Consider the following 24,241-nt stretch of genomic DNA (forward strand, 5'->3'; position numbering starts at 1 on the left):
GTTTGCACAACACGTACCAAGTCGCACCGTTCGCCCCTGTAGGAGCTGCGGCACGCTGCGATCTTTTGATTTTGTTTTTAACGATCAAGATCAAAAGATCGCAGCGTGCCGCAGCTCCTACAGGGGGATGTCGTTTAGGCAAAGTCCTGTGTTTAGGGGCCGAAACCCGCGGTTTAGACGGCCCTAGTATTAAAGTATTAACACCATTTAATCAGTGCCCCATTGCGGGGCGTCTACTAGCTTGTCAGCCATGACGCGGTTTTGTGATGACCGTCGCAGTCTTGATTCGCGTGTGGAATAAGCCCGACGTGCACGCCTTCAAGGAAGAATTTGGCCACGACAAGGAGTAGCCCGTGGAAGCAAGGTTTGGTGTCGCCCTCGTTTCGCGTTTTTCCCCTCTTTCCCTTGCCGTGCACCTGAGCGTTGCCGGACTTTTGTTCGGTGGGGTCAGCGAGCAGGCGCTCGCGACGTGCTCGGCGGCAGGTTCGACGATTACCTGTTCGGGCGTCCCGACGCTGCCGCTGTTTCTCAATGACTACAGCAGCGCCACCAGCGGCTTGACGGTCAACGTCAACTCCGGGGCGCAGATGAACGCGACCCTGGGTGGCAAGGTCATCAACCTGACCGGGGCCAACATCAACCTGAACAACTCCGGCACCCTCGACCCGGCCTTGCTGGGCCTGGTGTCGATCCTCAGTGGCGGTGCGTTCATCGGTACCGGCGCGACCAGCACGGTGAGCATCGTCAACAACGCCACCGGGATCATTCGCGGTACCGGCATGCTGCTCGGGCTCAACCTGACCAGCATCGACGGGCTGGGGATTGGCGTGAACAACTCGGTGTCGGGCACCACGACCATCACCAACGACGGCACCATCACTTCCACCGGGCTGTCGGTCGGCGGCATCACCCTGGCCGATACCCCGGTGGTCGGGGTGTATGGCGGTTCGCAAGTCAACATGACCAACAGCGCCAGCGGCACCATCAACGGTCGGATTGCGTTCGAGACGTCGGTTGCGGGCAACACCTTCACCAACGCCGGCAACATCACCGGCGGTGTGTCGATGGGGGCGGGCAGCACCAACACCTTCTACGCGATCACCGGTTCCAGCGTTAACGTCGGCGACGGTGTGCAAGTCTCCGTCGGCCTCGGGGGCCTGATCGGCATCAACCTGACCTTCGCCCCGACCGGGACGATCGATGGCGGCGCGGCCGGCACCAACACGCTGATCCTGCAAAACCCGATCGGCCTCGGCGGTGGCACCACCGGGACCGGCACGGCGTCCAGCGCGACCTACGTCAACTTCAACAACCTGACCCTCAACAGCGGCACCTGGACCTTGCAAGGGCCGTTGGTCAGCGGTGCGACCACGCTTAATGGCGGTGTCGCGCAGTTCAACGACAACGCGGCGTTCGGCAGTGGCGTGCTGACGTCCAACGGCGGGATTCTGCAGGCCAGCAATGCCGGTTTGACGCTGGCCAACCAGATCAACCTGGGCGCCGGCGGCCTGACCCTGCAGGGCATCAACGGCACGACCCTCAACGGTGTGATTTCCGGCACGGGCGGCCTGACCAAGATCGGCAGCGGCCAGCTCAATCTCAACGGCATCAACACTTACACCGGCAACACCGTGCTCAATGGCGGCGTGGTGCTGGTGGGCAACAACCAGTCGTTCAGTACCGGTGGCATCACGGTTGGCGGCTCTTCGAGTATCTCGGCAACGACGCCCATTTCGCTGGCGAACGCGATCACGCTCAACAGCACCCTGACCGCAACCGGCACCGGTGCGCTGACCCTGGGCGGGGTGATCAGCGGCGCCGCCAACCTCACCAAAACCGGCAGCGGCAGCCTGACCCTCAACGGCAGCAACACCTACACCGGGATCACCAGTCTCAGTGCCGGGACCTTGCGCGTCGGCAACAACAACGCACTGGGTACCGGGGTGCTCAACACCAGCAACGGCACCAGCCTCGACAGCACCGGCAACGTGACCCTGGGCAACAACGTCGGCATCACCGGTGCGCTGAACGTGCTCGGCAGCAATGCGCTGACCCTGGGCGGCATCGTCTCCGGCACTGGTGCGATCACCAAGAGCGGCACTGCTAGTCTGACTTTGGCCGGCAACAACACCAACAGCGGCACCACCGCGCTCAACGGCGGCACCTTGTTCGTCGGCAGCAACACTGCCCTCGGCACAGGCGCATTGAACGCTGCGGCCGGCACAACACTGGATGCAACCACGGCGGTGACGCTGGCCAACGCTGTGGCGCTGGCGGGCGGGCTGACCATCGGTGGCACTCAGGCGCTTGGCTTGAGTGGCGTCATCAGCGGCGCCGGCAACCTGATCAAGGACGGCACTGCGAACCTGACCCTCAGCGGCAACAACACCTTCTCCGGCGGCACGGCGCTCAATGCCGGTACGCTGATCGTCGGCAGCAACACCGCGCTCGGCACCGGCGCACTGACCACGGCGGCGGGCACTACCCTCGACGCCAGCACCACCGTGGCGCTGAGCAATGCGGTCGCCCTTGGCGGTAACCTGAACATTGCCGGCAACGCCAACCTGACCCTCGGTGGTGTGGTCAGCGGCAGCGGCGGGCTGACCAAGAACGGCGCGGCCAACCTGATTCTCAACGGCGCCAATACTTTCCTCGGTGCTGTTGCGTTGAACGCAGGCACCATCACCGCGGGTGCCAATGCTGCGCTCGGCAGCGGCGATATCACCGTCGGCGGCGCTGCGACTCTCGACAGCAATACAGCGGTGACGCTGAACAACAACGTCATTCTCAACAACAATCTGGGGATCGGCGGCAGCAACGCGCTGACCCTCGGTGGCGTGATCAGTGGCGCCAGCCAGTTGATCAAGAACGGCACCGCCAACCTGACCCTCAACGGCGCCAACACCTTCACCGGTGGCACCGCGCTCAACGCCGGCAGTCTGACCGTCGGCAACGGCGCGGCACTCGGCACCGGCACGCTTACCGTGGGCGGTGCGGGCGCAACGCTCAACAGCAGCACCAACGTGACGCTGAACAACGCGATTGCCCTGAACGCCAACCTGACTGCCGGCGGCGCCAACCCGCTGACCCTCGGTGGCGTGATCAGCGGCGGCAGCAATCTGATCAAGACTGGCTCTTCGACCCTGACCCTCACCGGCAACAACACCTACACCGGCTCTACGTCGCTGAACGCCGGGACACTGGTCGTCGGCTCTAACACTGCCCTCGGCACCGGCGTGCTCAACGCTGGCAACAACACCACGCTGGACGCCAGCACCGCGACCAGCCTGACCAACAACGTCAACCTCGGCGGCAACGTGACCGTCGGCGGCAGCAACGCGCTGACCCTCGCGGGCGTGGTTTCCGGCGTCGGTGGGTTGACCAAAAGCGGCCCCGCCGACCTGATTCTCAACGGCGCCAACACCTACTTCGGCAACACCGCACTCAACGTCGGAAAGCTGATTGTCGGCAGCAATACCGCGCTGGGCAGCGGCGCATTGAACGCCGCGGCGGGCACCACGCTGGATACCAACACTGCCGTTACGCTGGGCAATCAGGTCAATCTGGCCGGTGCGATGAGCGTGGGTGGCAGCGCAGACCTGACCCTCACCGGAACTGTCGCCGGAGCCGGCAGCCTGGTGAAAAACGGCGCGGCCAATCTGAGCCTCAACGGCACCAACAGCTACGTCGGTGGCACCACACTGAATGCCGGTACGGTGACCGTCGGCAATAGCTCGGCTCTCGGCACCGGTGTCTTGACCGTTGGCGGTGCGGCAACCCTCGACAGCAGTTCGCCGCTGGTCAGCCTGGCCAACGCGGTCGTGCTGAATGCGGCGTTGAGCGTGGGCGGAACGCAGAACCTGACCCTCGGCGGCGTGATCAGCGGCGCCGGCCAGTTGATCAAGAACGGCGCGGCCAACCTGACCGTCAACGGCACCAACACCTACAGCGGCGGCAGCACCCTCAATGCCGGCACCCTCACCGTCGGTGCGCCCGGCGCCTTGGGCAGTGGCACCCTGACCGTCGGTGGCGCCGCGACGCTGGACAACAGCAGCGCTTTCACCCTCGGCAACAACATCACCCTCGATGCCGGGCTGACCCTGGCCGGCAACAACGGGCTGACCCTCAGCGGTGTGATCGACGGTGCGGGCAGCCTGACCAAAACCGGCCTGGATGACCTGGCTCTCAGCGGCACCAACACCTTCACCGGCGCGCTGAACATTGCCGCCGGCAGCGTCACCACCCTGAGTAGCGGAGCCCTGGGCAACACCTCCGGCGCGACTATCAGCGCCGGCGCCAGCCTCAACCTCGGCAGCGACGCCAGCCTCGACGGCTTGAGCGGCAGCGGTAGCGTGCAGATCGCCGGCGGCAACACATTGACTGTGGGCGGCGTCAGCAGCACCAGCACCTTCGACGGCGACCTCAGTGGCAACGGCGGCCTGACCAAGGTCGGCACCGGCACCCTGAACCTGACCGGGATCAACGGCATTGTTGGTAACACCGCCGTCGACGGCGGCACCCTGAACCTCAGCGGGTCGCTGGCCAGTACCCAGGTCAATGTCAATACCGGCGCGAGCGTAACCGGCAGCGGTTCGCTGCTCGGCACTCTCAACATCAACAACGGCGGCCACCTGGCGTTGTCCTCGGGTACCACCCTGTCTGCCGCGTCACTGGTGCTGGCCGCCAACAGCAATATCGATGCGAACCTCGCCACGCCATCGACCACTTCGCTGATGAACGTCGGCGGCAACCTGACCCTCGACGGTAACCTCAACGTCACCGATGCCGGCGGCTTCGGCGTCGGTGTCTATCGCCTGTTCAACTACGTCGGCGCACTGACCGACAACGGCCTGACCGTGGCCGGTGTACCGGTGGGTTACGGCCTCGGCGACATCCTTGTGCAGACCCTTGGCAATCAGGTGAATCTGGTGGTGTCGGCGCCTAACACCAACCTGCGCTTCTGGGACGGCAGCCAGACCATCCCGAACGGTAATGTGGACGGCGGCACCGGCACATGGACTGCCGGCGGCACCAACTGGACCAATTCCAACGGTACGCTAAACCAGACCTGGGCCGGCGACTTTGCGGTGTTCCAGGGCACGGCCGGTACAGTGTCGGTCAACGGCACGCAACTGTTCACCGGGATGCAATTCCTCACCGATGGCTACAACGTGATCAACGGCGCGTCGGGCCTGTTGACCGCCGTCAATGGCAGCGGTGGCACCACGGCGGTGCGGGTCGACCCGGGCGTGACCGCCACGGTCGGCGTGAACATCAACGGCAGCGGCATCCTCAACAAACTCGATGCCGGCACCCTGGTACTCAACGGCGCCAACAGCTACACCGGCGGCACGCAACTGGACGGCGGCACCCTGGTGGTCGGCAGCAACACCGCCCTGGGCAGCGGCGCGTTAATTGCCAATGCCGGCACGCAACTCGACAGCAACACCGCCGTGACCCTGGCCAACGCGGCCACGCTCAATGGCAATCTCACCCTGCTGGGCAGTAATGCCCTGACCCTCAACGGTGTCATTTCCGGCACCGGCGGCTTGATCAAGAACGGTTCGGCCAGCCTGACCCTCGGTGGCAACAACGCTTTCCTCGGGCCGGTGGCGCTGAATGCGGGCGGTCTGATTCTGGCGTCGAACAGCGCGCTGGGCTCGGCGACCCTGAACGCGGCGAACGGCACCACCCTGGATGCCAGCGGCGCCTTCACGGCAGGTAACGCGATCAACCTGGCGGGCAACCTCGGCATCGTCGGCAGCAACGATCTGACGCTGAGCGGCGCGATCAACGGCGCCGGCAGCCTGACCAAGAACGGCGCGGCCAACCTGATCCTGAGCGGGGCCAACAACTTCCTCGGTGGCGTCACCCTCAACGCCGGCACCCTGACCACCGGCAGCAACGGCGCCCTCGGTCTGGGCAACCTGACCGTGGCCGGTGCCTCGGCGCTGGACAGCAACACCTCGGTGTCGCTGGGCAACAACGTGGTGCTCAACGCCAATCTGACCAACACCGGCAACAGCGACGTGGCCCTCAGCGGCGTGGTCAGCGGTACCGGCGGTCTGATCAAGAACGGCGCGTCCAACCTGACCCTCAACGGTATTAACACTTACAGCGGCGGCACCACGCTGAACGCCGGCACCGTGACCCTGGGCACCTCGGCGGGCCTGGGCTCCGGCGCGGTCACCGTGGCGGGTGCGTCGACCCTCGACACCACCGCGCCGCTGGTGCTGGCGAACAACGTCAACGTCAATGCCAACCTGAGCGTGGCCGGCAACAACAACCTGACCCTCGGTGGTGTGATTGCCGGGGCGGGCACCCTGACCAAGAATGGCCTGGCCGACCTGACGCTGACCGGCAACAACACCTTCAGCGGCACCTTTGATGTGCAGTCCGGCAGCCTGACCACGCTGGGCAACTCGGCACTGGGCAGCAACGCCGGGGTCAATCTCGGCGCTGCGGCGACGCTGAATCTCGGCGGCTCCGGTAGCCTCGCCAGCCTGACCGGCAGCGGCACCGCACTGATCGGCGGCGGCAACACCTTGAGCATCGGCGGCAGCAACGCCAGCAGCCTTTTCGCCGGTGTACTCACCGGCACTGGCGAATTGAGCAAACTCGGTACCGGCACGCTGACCCTGGCCGGCCTCAACAGCCTGACCGGCAACACCACGGTCAACGCCGGCACCTTGAACGTCAGCGGCTCGCTGGACAGCGCCAGCGTGCTGGTCAGCAGCGGCGGCACCCTGACTGGCGGCGGCTCACTGACCGGTGCCGTGACCGTGGCCGATGGCGGTCATCTGGCCGGCGCCACCGGCAGCACCCTGTCGGTAAACTCGCTGGTGTTCAACGCCAATTCCAACTTCGATGTCGGCCTCGGTGTGCCGGTTTCCGGTGGCGGCAATGCGCTGGTCAACGTCGGTGGCAACCTGACCCTCGACGGCACCCTCAACGTCAGCGACATCGGCGGTTTTGGCAGCGGCGTGTACCGGTTGATCAACTACACCGGCGGCCTGACCGACAACGGCATGTTGATCGGCACGGTGCCGGGCAGCGTCACCCCGGGGGATCTGACCCTGCAAACCGCGCTGGCCAACCAGATCAATCTGCTGGTCACCGCACCGGGCGTCACCGTGCAGTTCTGGGACGGCAACCAACTCGTCGCCAACGGTTCGGTCGATGGCGGCAGCGGCACTTGGGGCACCGGCACCACCAACTGGACCGACGTCAACGGCACCACCAATCAGGCCTGGACCAACAGCTTCGCGGTGTTCCAGGGCACAGCCGGCACGGTCACCGTCAACGGCGCACAAACCATCACCGGCCTGCAGTTCGTCACTGATGGCTACAACCTGCAGAACGGCACGGCCGGTGCGCTGAACCTGGTCAACGGTTCGCTGGGTAACGCCACCGTGCGAGTCGATCCGAACGCCACCGCGACCCTTGGCGTCGCGCTCAACGGCAGCGGCACCCTCGGCAAATATGACAGCGGTACGCTGGTGCTCAATGCCGCCAACGGCTACACCGGTGGCACCGCGCTCAACGGCGGCAAGATTGTCGTCGGTAATAACACGGCGCTGGGCACTGGCGTCTTGACTGCCGCTGACGGCACCGCACTGGACAGCAACGCGGTCGTCACGCTGGGCAACGATGTGGTGGTGAACGGTGGCCTGAGCGTCGCTGGCAGCAACGCCTTGACCCTCGACGGTGTAGTCAGTGGGGCGGGCAACCTGATCAAGTCCGGCGCTTCGAGCCTGACCCTCAACGGCAGCAACACTTACAGCGGCGGCACTCAGCTCGCTGGCGGTACGCTGGTGCTGGGCAACAACAGCGCAATCAGCAGCGGTGCATTGAGCGTGACCGGCAACGGCAGCCTCGACAGCAGCTCGGCGCTGCAACTGGCCAATGCCGTCAACCTTGGTGCGCAACTGACCTTGGCCGGCACCCAGAACACCGCGCTGATCGGGGCGATTACAGGCACCGGCAGTCTGGTGAAAAACGGCAGCGGTGATCTCCTGCTCAGCGGCGCCAACACCTACAGCGGCGGCACCACGCTGAACGCTGGCACGACCACTGGCGACACCAGCAGCCTGCAAGGCGCCATCGTCAACAACGCGGCGCTGACTTTCGAACAGAACGCCGACGGCAGCTACACCGGCAACCTCACCGGCAGCGGTACGCTGAACAAAACCGGTACCGGCCAGTTGCTCCTGACCGGCAACAATACCTTTACCGGCAACACCTCGGTGCAGGCCGGCAATCTGATCGTCAACGGCGTGCTCAACAGCGCCAACGTCAACGTCGCCAGCGGTGCGCAAATCGGCGGCAGCGGGCAACTGGGTGGCAACGTGCAACTGGCCAGCGGTGCAACGCTGAGCGGTGGCGGCTCGGCCACGCCGTTGTCGGTCGGTGCGCTGGCGCTGTCCTCGGGGACCAACCTGGACTTCAGCCTCGGCTCGGCGGCCAGTTCGACCACGGTGGTCAACGTCGCCGGCAACCTGACCCTCGACGGTACGCTGAATATCAGCAACGCCGGCGGCTTCGGCACTGGGGTCTATCAACTGTTTCGCTACGGTGGCAGCCTGACCGACAACGGTCTGGTCTACGGCAGCCTGCCGGTGTCGGCGGCCAACCTGACTCTGCAAACCGCGATCGCCAATCAGGTCAACCTGCTGGTGCAGGGCACGCCGGGTGAAGTGCAGTTCTGGAACGGCGGCACCACCAACCCTGACGGCAGCATCGGTGGCGGCAGTGGCGTGTGGGGCCCGGGCACCAACTGGACCGATCCGAGCGGCACGCAGGCACTGGCGGCCAATGGTCAGTTCGCGGTGTTTGGTGGCCAGGCCGGTACTGTCACTGTGCAGGGCAATCAGAACTTCACCGGTCTGCAGTTCCTCACCGGGGGTTACAGCCTGGTTCCAGGGGCTGGCGGCACGCTGACGCCGGTCAACGGTGCCGACGGCAGTCTGGCGCCGGTGCGGGTCAATGCCGGGGCGAGTGCGGAAATTTCCGTACCGCTGGTGGGGACGGGGGGGATCGAGAAACTTGACTCCGGCACGCTGGTGCTCAGTGGCGCCAACACCTATAGCGGTGGCACAACCGTCAGTGGCGGTACGCTGATCGGTAACACCACGAGCCTGCAAGGCAACATCACCGACAACGCCACACTGGTGTTCCAGCAGAATGCCAATGGCCAGTTCAACGGCTTCCTCAGCGGACTCGGGGCGATGGCCAAACGCGGCGCCGGCACGTTGCTGCTGACCGGCAATCAGCCGTTCAGTGGCACCGTCTCGGTTGATCAGGGCGTGCTGCAAGTCGGCAGCCGTGCGGCCCGGGCTTCGTTGGGCGCACAAGTCACGGTCGCCAACGGCGCAGGCCTGAGCGGTAATGGCAGCGTCGGTTCGGTGGTCAACCACGGTGTGGTGGCTTCCGGTGGTGCTGACGGCACCTTGAGCGTGGCCGGCAACCTGACCAACAGCAGTGATGGTGTGCTGGCGCTGACGGTCAGCTCGCCAACCGCAACACCGTTGGCGGTGGGCGGTACGGCGGCATTGGGCGGCGGTCTGGTGGTCAACAGCCTCGCGCCATTCACCGGCAATACCACTTACTCGCTGATCACCGCCGGTGGCGGCGTGACTGGCACTTTCAGTGCAGCCGATCTGCCGCAGTACGCGTTCCTCGACAGCTCGCTGGTCTACGGCGCCGATTCGGTCACCCTGGCCGTCAGCCGCAACGGCAACTCGTTCGCCGACGTCGCCGCCACGGGCAACCAGCGCGGCACCGCCACGGCGCTCTCCAATAACGGTGCGGCTGGCGCAGCGTTGCAGAACCAGATCGTCAACCTCAGCGTGGCCGGTGCGCGCAATGCGTTCGACAGCCTCTCCGGGGAAATCCACGCCAGCACCGCCAGCGCCATGCTTGAAGACTCGCGCTTCATTCGCGAGGCGGTCAACGACCGCATGCGCCAGCCATCGTGCAGCGCTGCGGATGATCCGCGTCGTACCCTGGCACCGAGCGACACGCAACTGAGCAGCAACGGTTGCCACGGTGAAATGGTCGGCTGGATCCGGGCCATCGGTGCCTGGGGCGACATGGGCGGCGACAGCAACACAGCCAAAGTCGATCGCAACCTCGGCGGTTTCATGCTCGGTACCGACAAGGCGCTGGATGACAACTGGCGTGCCGGGATGGCGGCCGGCTACACCCGCAGCAACCTCAACGCGCATGATCGCAACTCGGACGCCAAGGTCGACAGCTACCACTTGGCCGGTTATCTGAACTCGCAATTCGATGCACTGGCGGTGCGCCTCGGCGCGGCTTACAGCTGGCACAGCATCGAGACCAAACGCGACGTCAGCGTCGGCAGCTACAAGGATCGCCTGAAGGCCGATTACGACGCGCGCAGTGCGCAGGTGTTCGGTGAAGTGGGTTACGCGATCAACGCCGCCGGTGTTGCCATCGAACCGTTTGCGGGTCTGGCCTACGTCAATTACGACAGCGATACCGCCAAGGAAAAAGGCGGAGTGGGGCGCCTGAAGGCCGACGCCGATCAGGACATCACTTACTCGACCCTCGGCGTGCGCATCGGCAAGTTGGTGACCCTGGCCAACGGCAGTCAACTGACGCCACGCGCAGCCATCGGCTGGCGGCACGCCTACGGCGACACCAAACCTGACGCCGACCTGACCTTCATCGACGGCGGCGCCTCGTTCAGCACCCAGGGCGTGCCGATTGCCAAGGACAGCGCATTGCTTGAAGCCGGCATCGACTTCCAGGTCACCCCGACCGGCAAGCTGGGCATCGGCTACTCGGGCCAGGTGTCGAGCGACAACAACGACAGCGCGTTCAACATCAGCTTCAGTCAAAGCTTCTGAATCATGGTCGAAGTACTTTAGCCGCCCGAAAGGGCGGTTTTTTTTGCACAATCGAAAGTCTTTGTGGCGAGTGATTTCTGCATTGAGGTAGGAACGAGATGGATCTGTCGAAGCATTTGTTACATCTGGAAAACCGCCTGCTGTCGCGCGCCGTGCGCGAGGATGCCGCAGAACTGGCGAGATTGATCGCGGACGACTTTGTCGAATTCGGCGCCAGCGGCGGCATCTGGAACAAATTTGATGTGCTGGAAGCGCTGCCGCAGCAAGCTTTCGCACAACGTAACGTCAGTCAGTTCACGCTCAAGCAATTGTCGGAAGATTCGGCGCTGGTGACATATCACTGCCATACCGTCGCTGGCGGCCAGCGGGTGCCGGCGGACAGTCTGCGCAGTTCGGTGTGGCGGCGGCAGGGGGAGCAGTGGCAGATGGTTTTTCATCAGGGCACCTTTTGTGCCCGGCCGTGAAACCGTGGAGACCCGTCGATAGCTTTCGCGAGCAAGCTCGCTCCCACACGGATCTTCAGTGAACACAGGATTTGTGGATGACAGCGATCCCCTGTGGGAGCGAGCTTGCTCGCGAAGGGGGCCGGACATTCAGCGCAAAAATCTGCCGGCCCGCGCTCTGCTAGAATCCGCCCCATCAACTGCCAGAGACTCTCCCATGAGCGAGCCGATTCGCCTGACCCAATACAGCCACGGTGCCGGTTGTGGCTGCAAGATTTCCCCGCAGGTGCTGGAAGTGATTCTGGCCGGCAGCGGTGCGCAGAACCTTGACCCGAAACTGTGGGTCGGCAATGCCTCGCGTGATGACGCGGCGGTGTACGAGATCGATGCCGAGCGTGGTGTGGTGTCGACTACGGACTTCTTCATGCCGATTGTCGACGACCCGTTCGATTTCGGCCGGATCGCCGCGACCAACGCGATCAGCGACATCTATGCCATGGGCGGCGATCCGCTGATGGCGATTGCGATCCTCGGCTGGCCGGTCAATGTGCTGGCGCCGGAAGTGGCGCGGGAAGTGATTCGCGGCGGGCGTGCGGTGTGCGACGCCGCTGGCATTCCGCTGGCCGGCGGGCATTCGATCGATGCGCCGGAGCCGATCTTCGGCCTGGCGGTGACCGGTCTGGTGGAAAAGCGCCACATGAAGCGCAACGACACTGCCACCGCCGGTTGCCTGCTGTACCTGACCAAGCCGCTGGGCATCGGCATCCTTACCACCGCCGAGAAGAAGGGCAAATTGCGCCCCGGCGACATTGGTGTGGCCCGCGACTGGATGTGCACCCTGAACAAACCCGGCAGCCGCTTCGGCAAACTGGCCGGCGTCACCGCAATGACCGACGTCACCGGTTTCGGCCTGCTCGGGCACCTGGTGGAAATGGCCGATGGCAGCCACCTGACCGCTCGCATCAGCTACAACCACGTGCCGCGTCTGGACAGCGTCGAGTACTACCTCGAACAAGGCTGCGTGCCTGGTGGCACCCTGCGTAACTTTGACAGCTATTCGAGCAAGCTTGGCCGTCTGCAGGAACTGCACAAGCGCGTGCTGTGCGACCCGCAGACCAGCGGTGGTCTGCTGATTGCGGTCACCCCTGAAGGCAACGACGAGTTCCTCGCCGTGGCCACCGAACTGGGCCTGGACCTGGCGCCGATTGGCGAACTGGTTGAGCGACAGACCCACGCAGTCGAGGTGATCTGATGTACCGCGACTGCACCGATTACCGCGACATTTTCCTCAACGATCGGCCGCTGATGGACGCCCGCGCGCCGGTCGAGTTTCACAAAGGTGCGTTTCCCGGTGTGGTCAACCTGCCGCTGATGAACGACATCGAACGGCAGAAGATCGGTACCTGTTACAAACAGCACGGTCAGCAAGCCGCCATCGAACTGGGTCATCAGCTGGTGTCCGGCGCGATCAAGGCCGAACGCATTCAGGCCTGGGCTGATTTCGCCCGGGCCCATCCTGATGGTTATCTCTATTGTTTTCGTGGCGGCCTGCGTTCGCAGATCACGCAGCAGTGGCTGCGTGACGAGGCCGGTATCGACTATCCGCGCGTTGGCGGCGGCTATAAGGCTATGCGCAGCTTCCTGCTTGATACGCTTGAGCAGGCGATCGGCCAGTGTGATTTCGTGTTGCTGGGTGGCATGACCGGGACCGGCAAGACCGAGGTCCTGGTGCAGTTGCGCAACGGTGTGGATCTGGAGGGGCACGCCAATCACCGTGGCTCGAGCTTTGGCAAACGTGCTACCGGTCAACCGTCGAACATTGATTTCGAGAACCGTCTGGCCATCGATATCCTCAAGAAGCGCGATGCCGGTATCGAACAGTTTGTTCTGGAAGACGAGAGTCGGGTAGTTGGCAGTTGTGCGCTGCCGCTACCGCTGTATCAGGGCATGCAGCAGTACCCGATGGTCTGGCTGGAAGACAGTTTCGAAGATCGGGTCGAGCGGATCCTGCGCGACTACGTGGTGGATCTGTCGGCCGAGTTTTGCGCAGTGCATGGCGAGGAAGGTTTTGCTTTGTTCTCCGAGCGCTTGCTGGAGAGCCTGAACAAAGTTCAGAAGCGGCTGGGTGGTGAGCGTCATCGGCGGATGTTGCTGCTGATGGAAGACGCACTGGCCGAACAGGCACGCAGCGGGTCGGTGGATTTGCACCGTAGCTGGATCGAAGGGTTGCTGCGCGAATACTACGACCCGATGTATGCGTTCCAGCGGGAGAAGAAAGGCGGGCGGATCGAGTTCGCCGGGGAGCGCGGGGCGGTGCTGGAGTATTTGCGCGAGCGAGTGAATCAGCGGGTGTGAGGGTGGCTTGGCTGGCCCAATCGCTGGCAAGCCAGCTCCCACAGTGTTTTGGGGATGCTGTAAATGTAAGCATCACCCAAACCCTGTGGGAGCTGGCTTGCCAGCGATGAGGAACCGACAGACAGCCAATCACTCAAGTCGGGCACGTCGCCTTGCCGTTATCCAGCCCCTGCTTGTAGCTGTGACTCTGCAGGCTGGCTTTGCCGTTGTGCCAGGTCAGGGTCAGCACATACAGCGAATCGAAATCGCCTGAGGCCCAGTCGTCGGTGATGGTCTGCTTTTCGCCGACCGCGTTGCCCGCGACCTTGTTGATCAGCTCCGGCAGATAACCGTGGGACCACGCGGTGTAGATCGTCGCGTTGTGGTACTTGTCTTCGGTCAGTTCCCGCGCCAGGTCGCTGGTATCGTTGGCAGAGAATTCGATGTTCACCGGCAGGCCGAGCTTGATCGCGGCGGGGCTGATGGTCATCAGCGGGCGAATGTAGCTGTAGGAGTTGTCCAGCTCGCCTTCCTCGACATTGCGTGTCGGGTCGGCAGCGAACACGTAATCGGCCTTGCCGAATTTTTCCGGCAGCAGGGTCGACAGCTCGATCGCCCGGTTCAGACCCTGACAGTTGAGCTGGCCGAGACCGCCCTCGGGTTTTTCCGCGTGGCGCAGGAAGATCAGCGTCTGCGTACCGTCCACCGGTTGCGCGCGAATCTGGCTCGATTCGAGCGACAAGGTCAGCGCACTGACCGCCAACAGGGAGGGCAGGGCCACGCAGGCGCGATGTTTGAAGCGTTTGGCGAAACTCATGAGGTTCGTCATTGAGTACAGGATTCTTCAGCAAATTCGGTTGGGGCTGACCAACGCTTGCACCACGGGCTCCCTGCACCGGGTGTTGTCCATGTCGTGTGTCGCGCTTCCGTTACGAAGGGCATAGCTCAGAGTCCTCTGAGACCGGTTTGGTTCATGCACATTACCCGCAGGATGTTACGGTTCGTGTAGCTCCTACATTATGATCAGTGCTTTCCATGTGACTGGATGTTTCCCATGACCGATCTGTCCGCGTTCCCGATCACCCAGAAATGGCCGGCGCAGTACCCCGACTGGATTCAGCTCTATTCCCTGCCGACCCCCAACGGCGTCAAGGTCTCGATCATGCTCGAAGAGATCGGCCTGCCGTACGAGCCGCACCGTGTGGGCTTCGACACGCAGGATCAGATGTCACCGGAATTCCTCTCGCTGAACCCCAACAACAAGATCCCGGCGATCCTCGATCCGCACGGCCCCGAGGACCAACCGCTGGCGCTGTTCGAGTCCGGCGCGATCCTGATCTACCTCGCCGACAAGAGCGGCCAGTTGCTGGCCCAGGAGGGCGCGCTGCGTTACGAGACGATTCAGTGGCTGATGTTCCAGATGGGCGGTATCGGCCCGATGTTCGGCCAGCTCGGTTTCTTCAACAAATTCGCCGGCAAGGACTACGAGGACAAGCGTCCGCGTGACCGTTATGTCGAGGAGAGCAGACGCCTGCTCAACGTGCTCGACAAACGTCTGCAAGGTCGCGACTGGATCATGGGCGAGCGCTACACCATCGCCGACATCGCCACGTTCCCGTGGGTGCGCAACCTGATCGGCTTCTATGAGGCGGGCGATCTGGTCGGGATCAGCAATTTCCCGAATGTGACCCGGGTGCTGGAGCGGTTTCTGGCGCGGCCGGCGGTTGTTCGCGGGCTGACCATACCTTCCTGACCTTCACCCGACCCTGTGGGAGCTGGCTTGCCAGCGATGAAGCCGGCACGGTCAATATCTATGTTGCCTGACCCACCGCTATCGCTGGCAAGCCAGCTCCCACAGGTAATCGGATTGTTCCGAGGATTATTGCACCGCCGGTAATGCTGTCTTGATTGATCCAGGTTTGTACCTGCGCCCGGCGAAGGCATAAGCTTCGCCCCCTACGACTTTCGTCTCATCTTCCGATTTCAGGAAAGCCTCATGTCCAGCCAGTTCCCCGAAGCACGTCCCCGCCGTCTGCGCCGCAATGCGAGCCTGCGCAGCCTGTTCCAGGAAACCGAGTTCAGCCTGAATGATCTGGTGTTGCCGATTTTCGTTGAAGAAGAAATCGATGACTTCGTGCCGATCAAGAGCATGCCCGGGGTGATGCGCATTCCCGAGCGCAAGCTGGCCGGCGAAATCGAGCGTTACGCCCGTGCCGGGATCAAGTCGGTGATGACGTTTGGCGTGTCCCATCATCTGGACGCCAATGGCAGCGACACCTGGCGTGAAGACGGCCTGGTCTCGCGCATGTCGCGGATTGCCAAGGACGCAGTGCCGGAAATGATCGTGATGTCCGACACCTGCTTCTGTGAATACACCGATCACGGCCACTGCGGCGTGATGCACAACCACGAAGTCGACAACGACCAGACCCTGATCAACCTCGGCAAGCAAGCCGTGGCGGCGGCGCGTGCCGGTGCTGACGTGATCGCGCCGTCGGCAGCGATGGACGGTCAGGTGCGGGCGATCCGCCAGGCGCTGGACGCCGCCGGGTTCACCCAGATTCCGATCATGGCCTACTCGACCAAATTCGCCTCGGCGCTGTACGGCCCGTTCCGTGAAGCCGGCGGCAGTGCGCTGAAGGGTGACCGCAAAAGCTATCAGATGAACCCGATGAACCGCCGTGAAGCCCTGCGCGAATCGCTGCTCGACGAGCAGGAAGGCGCCGATGCGCTGATGGTCAAACCGGCCGGAGCGTACCTCGACATCATCCGCGACATCCGTGAAGCCTCGAACCTGCCACTGTCGGCGTATCAGGTCAGCGGTGAGTACGCGATGATCAAGTTCGGCGCACAGGCCGGTGCAATTGACGAGGATCGCGTGGTGCGCGAGAGCCTGGGCGCAATCAAGCGCGCGGGTGCGGACCTGATCTTCACTTACTTTGCGATGGATCTGGCGCTGGCCGGGATCTGACGAATACCGCAGAACCCTTGTGGGAGCTGGCTTGCCAGCGATTGCGTCGGTGCAGTCAAAATCAATGTTGGCTGATCCATCGCTATCGCTGGCAAGCCAGCTCCCACAGGTATTCAGGGTGTTCTTGGGTCAGGGGCCGTTGAAGTAGGGCCGGATGCCGTGATCGCGGAAATACCGCTCGATCACCTTCGGATCCGCACTGTTGTCGGCAATCGCCACATAGGTATCCGGGCGCAGCAGATAAAACCCGTTACGCCCCAACCCCGCCGTGTCAAACGCCGGGCGCCAATCGAACACGTGCAGCGGCAAATGATGTTCGTGGCACCAGGCGATCATCTCGTCGCTGGTGTCGCCGTACACATGCACCTGCCAGCAGGGCTGGCGTAGCGGCTCGTAATTATCGCCCTCACCATCATGCGCCCACGGCAAGCGGTCGCCGCCGTGGACGTGGCCGGCGCTGCCCTGGCTCAGCGGCATGCCGCGATAGTTGAGGGTGACTTGCGAGACGGTGCGAAAGAGGAATTCGCGGCTGGCGTCGAACGTGGCCATTTTCGGGATCAGAAACGGTGCGAGGCGCGTGCGCAGCAGATCGGCGATGCGCCCCTCGGCGGTGACGAACGTGAATACTTTGTCGGTGGTCGACACCAATCGGCGGGCGAACGCGATACGCTCGGTTTCGTAAGTGTCGAGCAGTTGCGCCGTGGCGCTGCCGTTGAGCACGGCGGCGAGTTTCCACGCCAGGTTGATCGCATCGCCAATCCCGGTGTTCATGCCCTGGCCGCCGGCGGGGCTGTGCACGTGCGCCGCGTCACCGAGCAGAAACGCCCGACCGCTGCGAAAATGCTCGGCCACGCGGTGATGCACACGGTAGGTGGAGAACCAGTTGACCTCGTCGATGTGTACGTTCAGGTGTTCGATGGCGCGGCGGCTGACGTCGGCGAATTGCAGGGTTTCGGCGCGGTCGGCACGCTCATCGCGCACCGTGCCGATCAATCGCGCACGGCCTTCGCCGGCCAACGGGAAGACGGCGAGAAAATCCGCTTCGTCCAGATCCAGGTGCAAATCACCGTTAAGCGCCGGGCCGCTGGCCTGCACATCCGCGACGTAAAAAATCTGCTGATAGGTGCCGCCCGGGAAACCGGTGTCGAGGGTTTTGCGCACCACCGAACGCGCGCCATCGCAGCCCGCGAGAAAGCATGCCTGACATATTTCCTGCTGCCCGTCGGGCAAGCGCAGATGCGCGGTGAGGCCGTCGCCGAGTTCTTCAAAACTTTCGAGTTCGGTGTTGCGCTCAACCACCACGTCATAGTCTTCGAGGCGTTCGAGCAGCAGCCGTTCGTGCTGGTCCTGGGGAAAGATTTCGATGAACGAGTAGGGCGTCAGGCCTTCGCCGATGCGCTGCAGCGGCAACTGCGCAACCGGTTTGCCCTTGACCCAGAAGTGCGCCGCCGCGACCTTGTGCCCGTTGCGCACCACGGTGTCGGCCAGATCCAGCTGACGATACAACTCCAGCGTGCGCGCCTGCACCGCCAGCGCCCGCGAGGTGGTGCCGGGCGTGGAGGTCTTGTCGATGATGCGCACGCGCACGCCCAGTTTGCTCAGCCACAGAGCCAGCACCAGACCGGTCGGGCCGGCGCCGATGATCAGAACGTCGCTGCGGTGCATGAGCCTGTCCTCCGTTGGCTGTGGAGCAAGTATGGATCAGATGGAAAGGCTAGCCAGTGCCGGCCTCTTCGCGAGCAGGCTCGCTCCCACAGTCGAACGCATTCCAATGTGGGAGCGAGCTTGCTCGCGAAGGGGGCTTGCCTCCCGCCACAAAAACAAAAAAAGGCCCCGCAACGGTCAAGCTGCGGGGCCTTTGTTACGACGGGATGACGCTTAGAAGTCGATGGTGCCCGACAACTTCGCCACCCGTGGCTCACCCTGGGTCAGATAGCCGCCCTGCGCCGATTCCCAGTACTTCTTGTTGGCCAGGTTTTCGACGCCCAGACGCAGGGTCACGTCTTTCTGCGCGACCTTGAAGGCGTAACGCGCACCGGCATCGAAGCGGTTCCAGGTTGGCAGGCTGAGGTTGTTGGCCGCATCGGCATATTGGCCGCCGGTGCGCAGCATCCGCGCATTCAGCGCCACGCCTTGCAGGCCCGGTACATCCCAGTCGGCGCCGGCGTTGAACTGGAAGCTCGGCACGCCGATGGCGCGGTTGCCGTCGTTGGCACCGTTCTGGGTGTTGCGCAGTTCGGTGTCCATCAGCGTCAGGCCGCTGATCAGGCGCAGGCCGTTGATCGGCTCGCCGAACACGTTCATCTCTACGCCTTTGTTGATCTGCTCGCCTTCACGCACGTAGGTGCAGGTGGTGGCGCTGTTGATTTCGCAGTAACCGTCGCTCGGCTGTTCGATGCGATACACGCCAAGGCTCGCGCCGTAAGTGCCCATGTCGACCTTGACCCCGGCCTCGGTCTGCTTGGAGCGCGCCGGTGCGTAGACTTCGTTGCCGTTGGTCACGCGCAAACCGCCGGTGCTGGTCGGCGAAGTCGGGCCTTGCGCCAGACCTTCGATGTGGTTGGCGTAGAACGACACGTGCTCCCACGGTTTGAAGACAATGCCGTAGACCGGCGTGGTGATCGATTCGTCGTAGCTCGACTTGCGGCTACCGCTGCCGTAACTGGCGTAGTTGTAGCCTTGCACCACCAGTTGCTGACGACGCAGCCCGGCGGTGATCAGCAGGCGGTCATCGAAGAAACCGAGGGTGTCGGAGAGCGCGAGGCTGCGGTTGAAGGTCTTGCCGACGATGCCCGGATCGCTGAGGTCTCCGCCGGAAAAATTACCGACCGGCGACGGCGTTTCCACCGGGTGGTAGATATTGTTGGCGTACTGGGTCAGGTCGAAATCATAGGCGCTGCGCTGTTCGGCCCACAGGCCGCTCAAACCGAAATTGAGCTTGTGGCTAACCGCGCCGGTGTTGAATTTGCCGTTGAGGCCGGCCATCAGGCTGGTGTTGTCCTCGTCGTGGGGGATGAACGAGCCGGTGGTGTACGAGGCGCCGTTGTTGCCCACCAGCGTGGTCGAGTTGTAGCGGCCGACTTCGCGGGTGTGCTTGGCGCCGCCGGCGACATAAGCGGTCCAGTTGTCGTTCAAATCGTATTCGGCGCGGAGCATGCCGAAAGTGTCTTCGATGTCGGTGTAGCCCCACTTTGGCGCGTAGTTGGTGTCGGCCGACGGCGCGTCCGGAATGTGCGTGGCGGTGCCGAGGTTGACCGAGTTGCGGCCACCGTTGACGCGTTCTTTCTGGTAGGCGAAGTCACCGGAAATACGCAGCGCGTCACCGCGATAATCGAGGCCGATGGCGAACAGTTTCGAGCGCTGGTTTTCGTGATCGATGCCGGTGTCGCCTTCGCGCTGGGACAGGTTGACCCGCGCGCCAAAGCGGTTGTCTTCGCCGAAACGCTGGCCGATATCGAGGTGCTGACCGATCCGGCCTTCACTGTTGATGTCGGTGGTGTAGCGGCGCAGCGGCTCGTCGCCGGCACGCTTGGGCTGCAGGTTGACGCCACCGCCGATGCCGGAGCCGGTCGGGGTCACGCCATTGATGAAGGCGTTCGGCCCTTTGAACACTTCCACGCGCTCCAGGGCGTCGCTGGAAATGATCTGCCGGGGCAGCACGCCGTAGAGACCGTTATAGGAAATGTCGTCACCGTTCAGCGGCAGGCCGCGAATCATGAACACCTGCGCCTGGTTGGAGAAGCCCGAAGCCTGACGCACGGAGGCATCGTTAAGCAGGACGTCGGCGACGTTTTCCGCCTGTTGGTCCTGAATCAGCTGTTCGGTGTACGACGCGGCGCTGAACGGCACGTCCATCATGTCCTGATTGCCGAGCACGCCGAGTTGACCACCACGGGCGACCTGACCGCCGGAGTAGACCGGGGGCAGGGCGTTGGGCGTCGGTGCCTGGGCGTTGACGTTGACATTGTCGAGCACCAGCGCCTTGCCGTTTTCATCGGCAGCGTGGGCGGTGACGGTCAAGGAGCACAGCAGGGCGAGAAGCGTCGGGCGGAACGGGACAGCGAGTCGAGTTGAAGCGGGCATGTCGATACCTGGAGGCGTACGGCCGGTGAGAAAATTAGAACTGCGCGGGGAACTCCTTGCGCAAATACGACTCCAGGCGCAAATGATAGGAGTTCGCAGTAACGTTTTGCAATCAGTTTGTCATCAATCCGGAAAACACATTCACCTGTAGGAGCTGCCGCAGGCTGCGATCTTTTGATCTTGTCTTTTAGAAACCAAGGCAAAAGATCGCAGCCTGCGGCAGCTCCTACACGGATTGTGTATGGTGTTTCTGGCTTATTGGACTGGATGGAGCAACATGCGATTACTCATTACCCTCGCTGCGCTGCTGGCGCTCGCCGGTTGTGCCGGCCAGCGCAGTCAGGAGCCGGCGCCGCGTGCGCCCGCCGAAGTGAAGGCCGAAATAGTGCGGCTGATGCCGGCCAAAGTGCCCGACCGCGAGGGCTGGGCCACCGACATCTACGCCGCGTTCGCCGCTCAGCACATCAGCCCGACCACACAGAATCTCTGTTCAGTGCTGGCCGTGGCCGAGCAGGAATCGACCTATCAGGTCGACCCGACGGTGCCGGGGCTGGGCAAGATCGCTCGCGACGAAATCGACCGTCGTGCCGCCAAAGTGCATATCCCCGGCCTGTTGGTCAGCGGCGCACTGCAAGTGCGCTCCACCAACGGCAAGACCTACAGCGAACGCTTGAACGCGGCGCGCAGTGAAAAAGAACTCAGCGCCATTTTTGACGACTTCATCGGCAGGGTGCCGATGGGCCGCACCTTGTTCGGCGGCTTCAACCCGGTACACACCGCCGGACCGATGCAGGTCAGTATCGAATTCGCCGAGCAGCACGCCAAGGAGTATCCGTACCCGGTAGACGGCACGATCCGCCACGAAGTGTTCACCCGCCGAGGCGGAATGTACTTCGGCATCGCGCATTTGCTTGGCTACCCGGTGAGTTACCGCGAGCCGCTGTATCGCTTCGCCGACTTCAACGCCGGCTGGTACGCCAGCCGCAATGCCGCGTTCCAGAACGCCGTCAGCCGAGCCTCGGGCATCCCGCTGGCGCTGGATGGCGACTTGATCCGCTACGACTCGATCATGCCCGGCAGCACCGAACTGGCGGTGCGCACCCTCGGCAAAGCGCTGGGCCTGCGTAACCCGACGATTCGCGATCAACTGGAGAAAGGCAAGACCCTGGAGTTCGACGAGACTCAACTCTACCAGCGCGTGTTTGAACTGGCCGAGAAGGCGGAAGGCAAGTCCTTGCCGCGCGCGGTATTGCCAGGGATCGTCCTGCAGAGCCCGAAAATCACCCGCAAACTGACCACGGCGTGGTTCGCCAAACGCGTGGATGAGCGCTACAAGCGCTGCATGGCCAAGGCCGGTTAACGCGGGTTCAAAGCACTTTGACGGCGCGGCCGATCGCCTGAATCGGCCCGGTCGGTTTACCGATCGGCGAGCCATTGGCGCCTTCCAGCGTCAGCTCGAACAGCTGATTCGGTTGCAGCGGCGGCAGCTTGTCCAGCGGCACCGACAGCGCCTGGCCCGGCTTGACCAGCCCCAGCGACACCGGCCCTTGCCAGCCGTCAGCCTTGGTCCAGAACTCCAGCGCCTTGTCCGCCGGCACTTCGACCACGCCCAGCGGGATCAGCTGAATTTCCCGGGCGTTGCTGGCCTGAATCACCCAGCCCGGCGCCTTGTCCTGCGGCGCGACCAGCACCACCAGATAACTGGGTTTCGGCGTGGTCTGGGTCAGCAGAATCGAGCCCAGGATCAGCGTCGCAGCCAGTCCGAACGCACTCAGCCCACGCCACAGCGGCAGCAGATTCCACCATGAGGTGGGCGCCGGAGCCGGTGTTTTTCGTGAGCGTTGCTCGACACTGCGCTCGATACGCGGCCACAAGTGCGGCGATGGCTGCTGCGTCCCGGCGAGATCGGTCAGGTCGAGCAAGCGCCGCTCCCACGCGTCCACCGCCGCTTGCAGTTCGGGCTCGTGGGGCAAGCGTCGTTGCACCGCTTCACGCTCCGGCGCCGACAGGGTGCCGAGCACGTATTCACTGGCCAGTTCATCGCGTTCCTGCGCCGCTTCAGTGGTCATCCCATGCACTCCCGCAAAGCGTTGAGGCTGCGTTTGATCCAGGCTTTGACCGTGCCCAGCGGCGTGCCCAATCGTTGGGAAATCTGCGCGTGGCTGTAGCCATCGACATAGGCGTGGAGGATGCAGCTTCGGCGTTGTGGGTCGAGTTGTTCCAGGCAGCGATGGATGCGCCCCGAATGCGCCTGGGCATAGAAGCCGTCATCTTCTTCGGCAGGCATTTCATGATCTTCGCTGAACGGCGTCTCCCGAGCCTGATTGCGCAGCAGATTCAGCGCCAGATGCCGGGTCACGCTGAACATCCAGCCCCGCGCCGAGCCGCGCGCCGGATCGAACTGCGCCGCACCGTTCCAGATCTTGATGAATGCTTCATGCACGATGTCTTCGGCCAGCGCCGTGTCACGTAGCAGCCGCTTGGCCACGCCGAGCAGGCGCGGGCCTTCCTGCACATATAAATCGCGCAGGGCCGAGTGCTCGCCGCGGGCGCAGGCCGTGAGACGGGCTTCGTAATCGAACAGCGGTTCAGGCAAAGACATGGGGTGCAATCTAGCTCACATTCTTCAAACATCCAGCCAACAGTCTTCTACTGTGGGAGCGAGCCTTTGTGGTGAGGGGATTCATCCCCGACCGGCTGCACAGCAGCCGTAACCGTTGGTTGCGATGAATTCCTGCTTCCGCAGTTGCCGGATTTTGGGGCGCTTCGCGCCCCATCGGGGATGAATCCCCTCGCCACCAGTTCGCTCCCATAGAAGCATCAAGGAGCTAGTTCGCCGCCCAGAAAATGTAGTCGGCCTGATATTTCACCACTTCCTGTTTGCCCTTGTTCGCCACCGTGCATTCGCTGCCCGGGGCCACGCCGCCCTTGAGCGCGACACGCTGGATGTAACTCACGCCACTCATCGCGCCTTTGCCTTCGGCGGGGTTGGCCTTGACCAGTTGATAGGGCAGGTTGCCCGGGCTCGACGGGGCGACGGCCAATTGCGTACCGGTGACTTTCGAACCGTCCTTGGCCTGCCAGGTGGCGGGCGGGCCGAAGTAGGTGCCGACTTGCTGGCCGCTGCGATCATTGAGCACCGCTTTCGGGCCGACGAAGGTCCACTCGGTTTGTCCGACCGCGTTGGGCTTGTCGCGGCATTCATAGGTGATCTCGCCGACGCCGGTGGTTTCCATGGCGATCTTGTGGCCTTCCGGGACTTTGATCGCGTCGGGATAGCTGCTCTGGGCGAAGGTTGTCGAGGACAGGGCGAGCAAACCGGTGAGGCCAATCAGTTGAGTGATGTTCATCTGTGTTATCTCCGAAAGGGGTAAACCGCTGACAGCCGAAGAGGGCTGCTACTGGAACTACCCGTGACGGAGGCGTTTGGATGCAGTGCCCGAAAAATATTCTCCAGGCCCCACCAATCCCCTGTAGGAGCTGCCGCAGGCTGCGATCTTTCGCTCTTGAAAAAACAACATCAAAAGATCGCAGCC

The 24,241-nt window shown here is 63.3% G+C and carries 13 protein-coding genes; 7 read left to right on the plus strand and 6 right to left on the minus strand.

Annotated elements, in window-relative coordinates; translation table 11 throughout:
* The first annotated feature begins 353 nt into the window (after nucleotides 1–353).
* The 4 genes from GTQ41_RS09825 to mnmH all read left to right on the plus strand — a co-directional run bounded on the left by GTQ41_RS09825 (nucleotide 354) and on the right by mnmH (nucleotide 13,672).
* Nucleotides 354–10,874 carry an autotransporter-associated beta strand repeat-containing protein gene (locus tag GTQ41_RS09825; RefSeq protein WP_047291480.1) on the plus strand — a complete coding sequence of 3,507 codons (10,521 nt, stop codon included), beginning with the start codon at nucleotides 354–356 and terminating at the stop codon, nucleotides 10,872–10,874.
* Between the two features lie 98 nt (nucleotides 10,875–10,972).
* Entirely contained in the window at nucleotides 10,973–11,338 is a 366-nt protein-coding gene (locus GTQ41_RS09830; RefSeq protein ID WP_047291482.1) for a DUF4440 domain-containing protein, read from the plus strand.
* Between the two features lie 196 nt (nucleotides 11,339–11,534).
* A complete protein-coding gene (gene selD / locus GTQ41_RS09835; protein ID WP_047291485.1) occupies nucleotides 11,535–12,569 on the plus strand; it encodes a selenide, water dikinase SelD in 1,035 nt (344 codons plus the stop codon).
* A complete protein-coding gene (gene mnmH, locus GTQ41_RS09840; protein ID WP_047291486.1) occupies nucleotides 12,569–13,672 on the plus strand; it encodes a tRNA 2-selenouridine(34) synthase MnmH in 1,104 nt (367 codons plus the stop codon). Before selD ends, mnmH begins: the two co-directional genes overlap by 1 nt.
* 133 nt (nucleotides 13,673–13,805) lie before the next feature.
* On the opposite strand, the gene GTQ41_RS09845 is transcribed toward mnmH, so the two are convergent.
* Nucleotides 13,806–14,480, minus strand: a complete 675-nt coding sequence (locus tag GTQ41_RS09845) for a hypothetical protein (protein ID WP_047291488.1) — start codon at nucleotides 14,478–14,480, stop codon at nucleotides 13,806–13,808.
* 225 nt (nucleotides 14,481–14,705) lie between these two features.
* Between GTQ41_RS09845 and GTQ41_RS09850 the strand changes: the two genes are divergently transcribed.
* Both GTQ41_RS09850 and hemB read left to right on the plus strand, forming a co-directional pair.
* Complete coding sequence (locus GTQ41_RS09850) at nucleotides 14,706–15,404, plus strand: glutathione S-transferase family protein (protein ID WP_047291489.1); 699 nt, start codon at nucleotides 14,706–14,708, stop codon at nucleotides 15,402–15,404.
* 243 nt (nucleotides 15,405–15,647) lie between these two features.
* Entirely contained in the window at nucleotides 15,648–16,622 is a 975-nt protein-coding gene (gene hemB / locus GTQ41_RS09855; protein ID WP_047291491.1) for a porphobilinogen synthase, read from the plus strand.
* Nucleotides 16,623–16,751: 129 nt separating this feature from the next.
* Here the strand turns inward: hemB and GTQ41_RS09860 are convergent, their stop codons facing one another.
* Entirely contained in the window at nucleotides 16,752–18,287 is a 1,536-nt protein-coding gene (locus tag GTQ41_RS09860) for an FAD-dependent oxidoreductase (RefSeq protein ID WP_217325491.1), read from the minus strand.
* Nucleotides 18,288–18,500: 213 nt separating this feature from the next.
* Nucleotides 18,501–20,705 (minus strand): TonB-dependent siderophore receptor, encoded by a 2,205-nt coding sequence (locus tag GTQ41_RS09865; protein ID WP_047291496.1) that lies wholly within the window; start codon nucleotides 20,703–20,705, stop codon nucleotides 18,501–18,503.
* A 277-nt stretch (nucleotides 20,706–20,982) separates the two neighbouring features.
* Here GTQ41_RS09865 and GTQ41_RS09870 point away from each other — a divergent pair, with 277 nt between their 5' ends.
* Nucleotides 20,983–22,065: a DUF1615 domain-containing protein gene (locus GTQ41_RS09870; protein WP_047292030.1), complete on the plus strand. Its 1,083-nt coding sequence runs from the start codon at nucleotides 20,983–20,985 to the stop codon at nucleotides 22,063–22,065.
* A gap of 7 nt (nucleotides 22,066–22,072) precedes the next feature.
* On the opposite strand, the gene GTQ41_RS09875 is transcribed toward GTQ41_RS09870, so the two are convergent.
* The 3 genes from GTQ41_RS09875 to GTQ41_RS09885 all read right to left on the minus strand — a co-directional run bounded on the left by GTQ41_RS09875 (nucleotide 22,073) and on the right by GTQ41_RS09885 (nucleotide 24,055).
* Entirely contained in the window at nucleotides 22,073–22,774 is a 702-nt protein-coding gene (locus GTQ41_RS09875) for an anti-sigma factor (protein ID WP_047291498.1), read from the minus strand.
* Complete coding sequence (locus tag GTQ41_RS09880; RefSeq protein ID WP_047291500.1) at nucleotides 22,771–23,307, minus strand: sigma-70 family RNA polymerase sigma factor; 537 nt, start codon at nucleotides 23,305–23,307, stop codon at nucleotides 22,771–22,773. The genes GTQ41_RS09875 and GTQ41_RS09880 overlap by 4 nt, the downstream gene beginning before the upstream one ends.
* A gap of 226 nt (nucleotides 23,308–23,533) precedes the next feature.
* Nucleotides 23,534–24,055 carry a DUF3455 domain-containing protein gene (locus tag GTQ41_RS09885; protein ID WP_047291502.1) on the minus strand — a complete coding sequence of 174 codons (522 nt, stop codon included), beginning with the start codon at nucleotides 24,053–24,055 and terminating at the stop codon, nucleotides 23,534–23,536.
* Between the last annotated feature and the right edge of the window lie 186 nt (nucleotides 24,056–24,241).

This window comes from Pseudomonas sp. AN-B15 (assembly GCF_019056475.1).
Lineage (GTDB): Bacteria > Pseudomonadota > Gammaproteobacteria > Pseudomonadales > Pseudomonadaceae > Aquipseudomonas > Aquipseudomonas parakoreensis.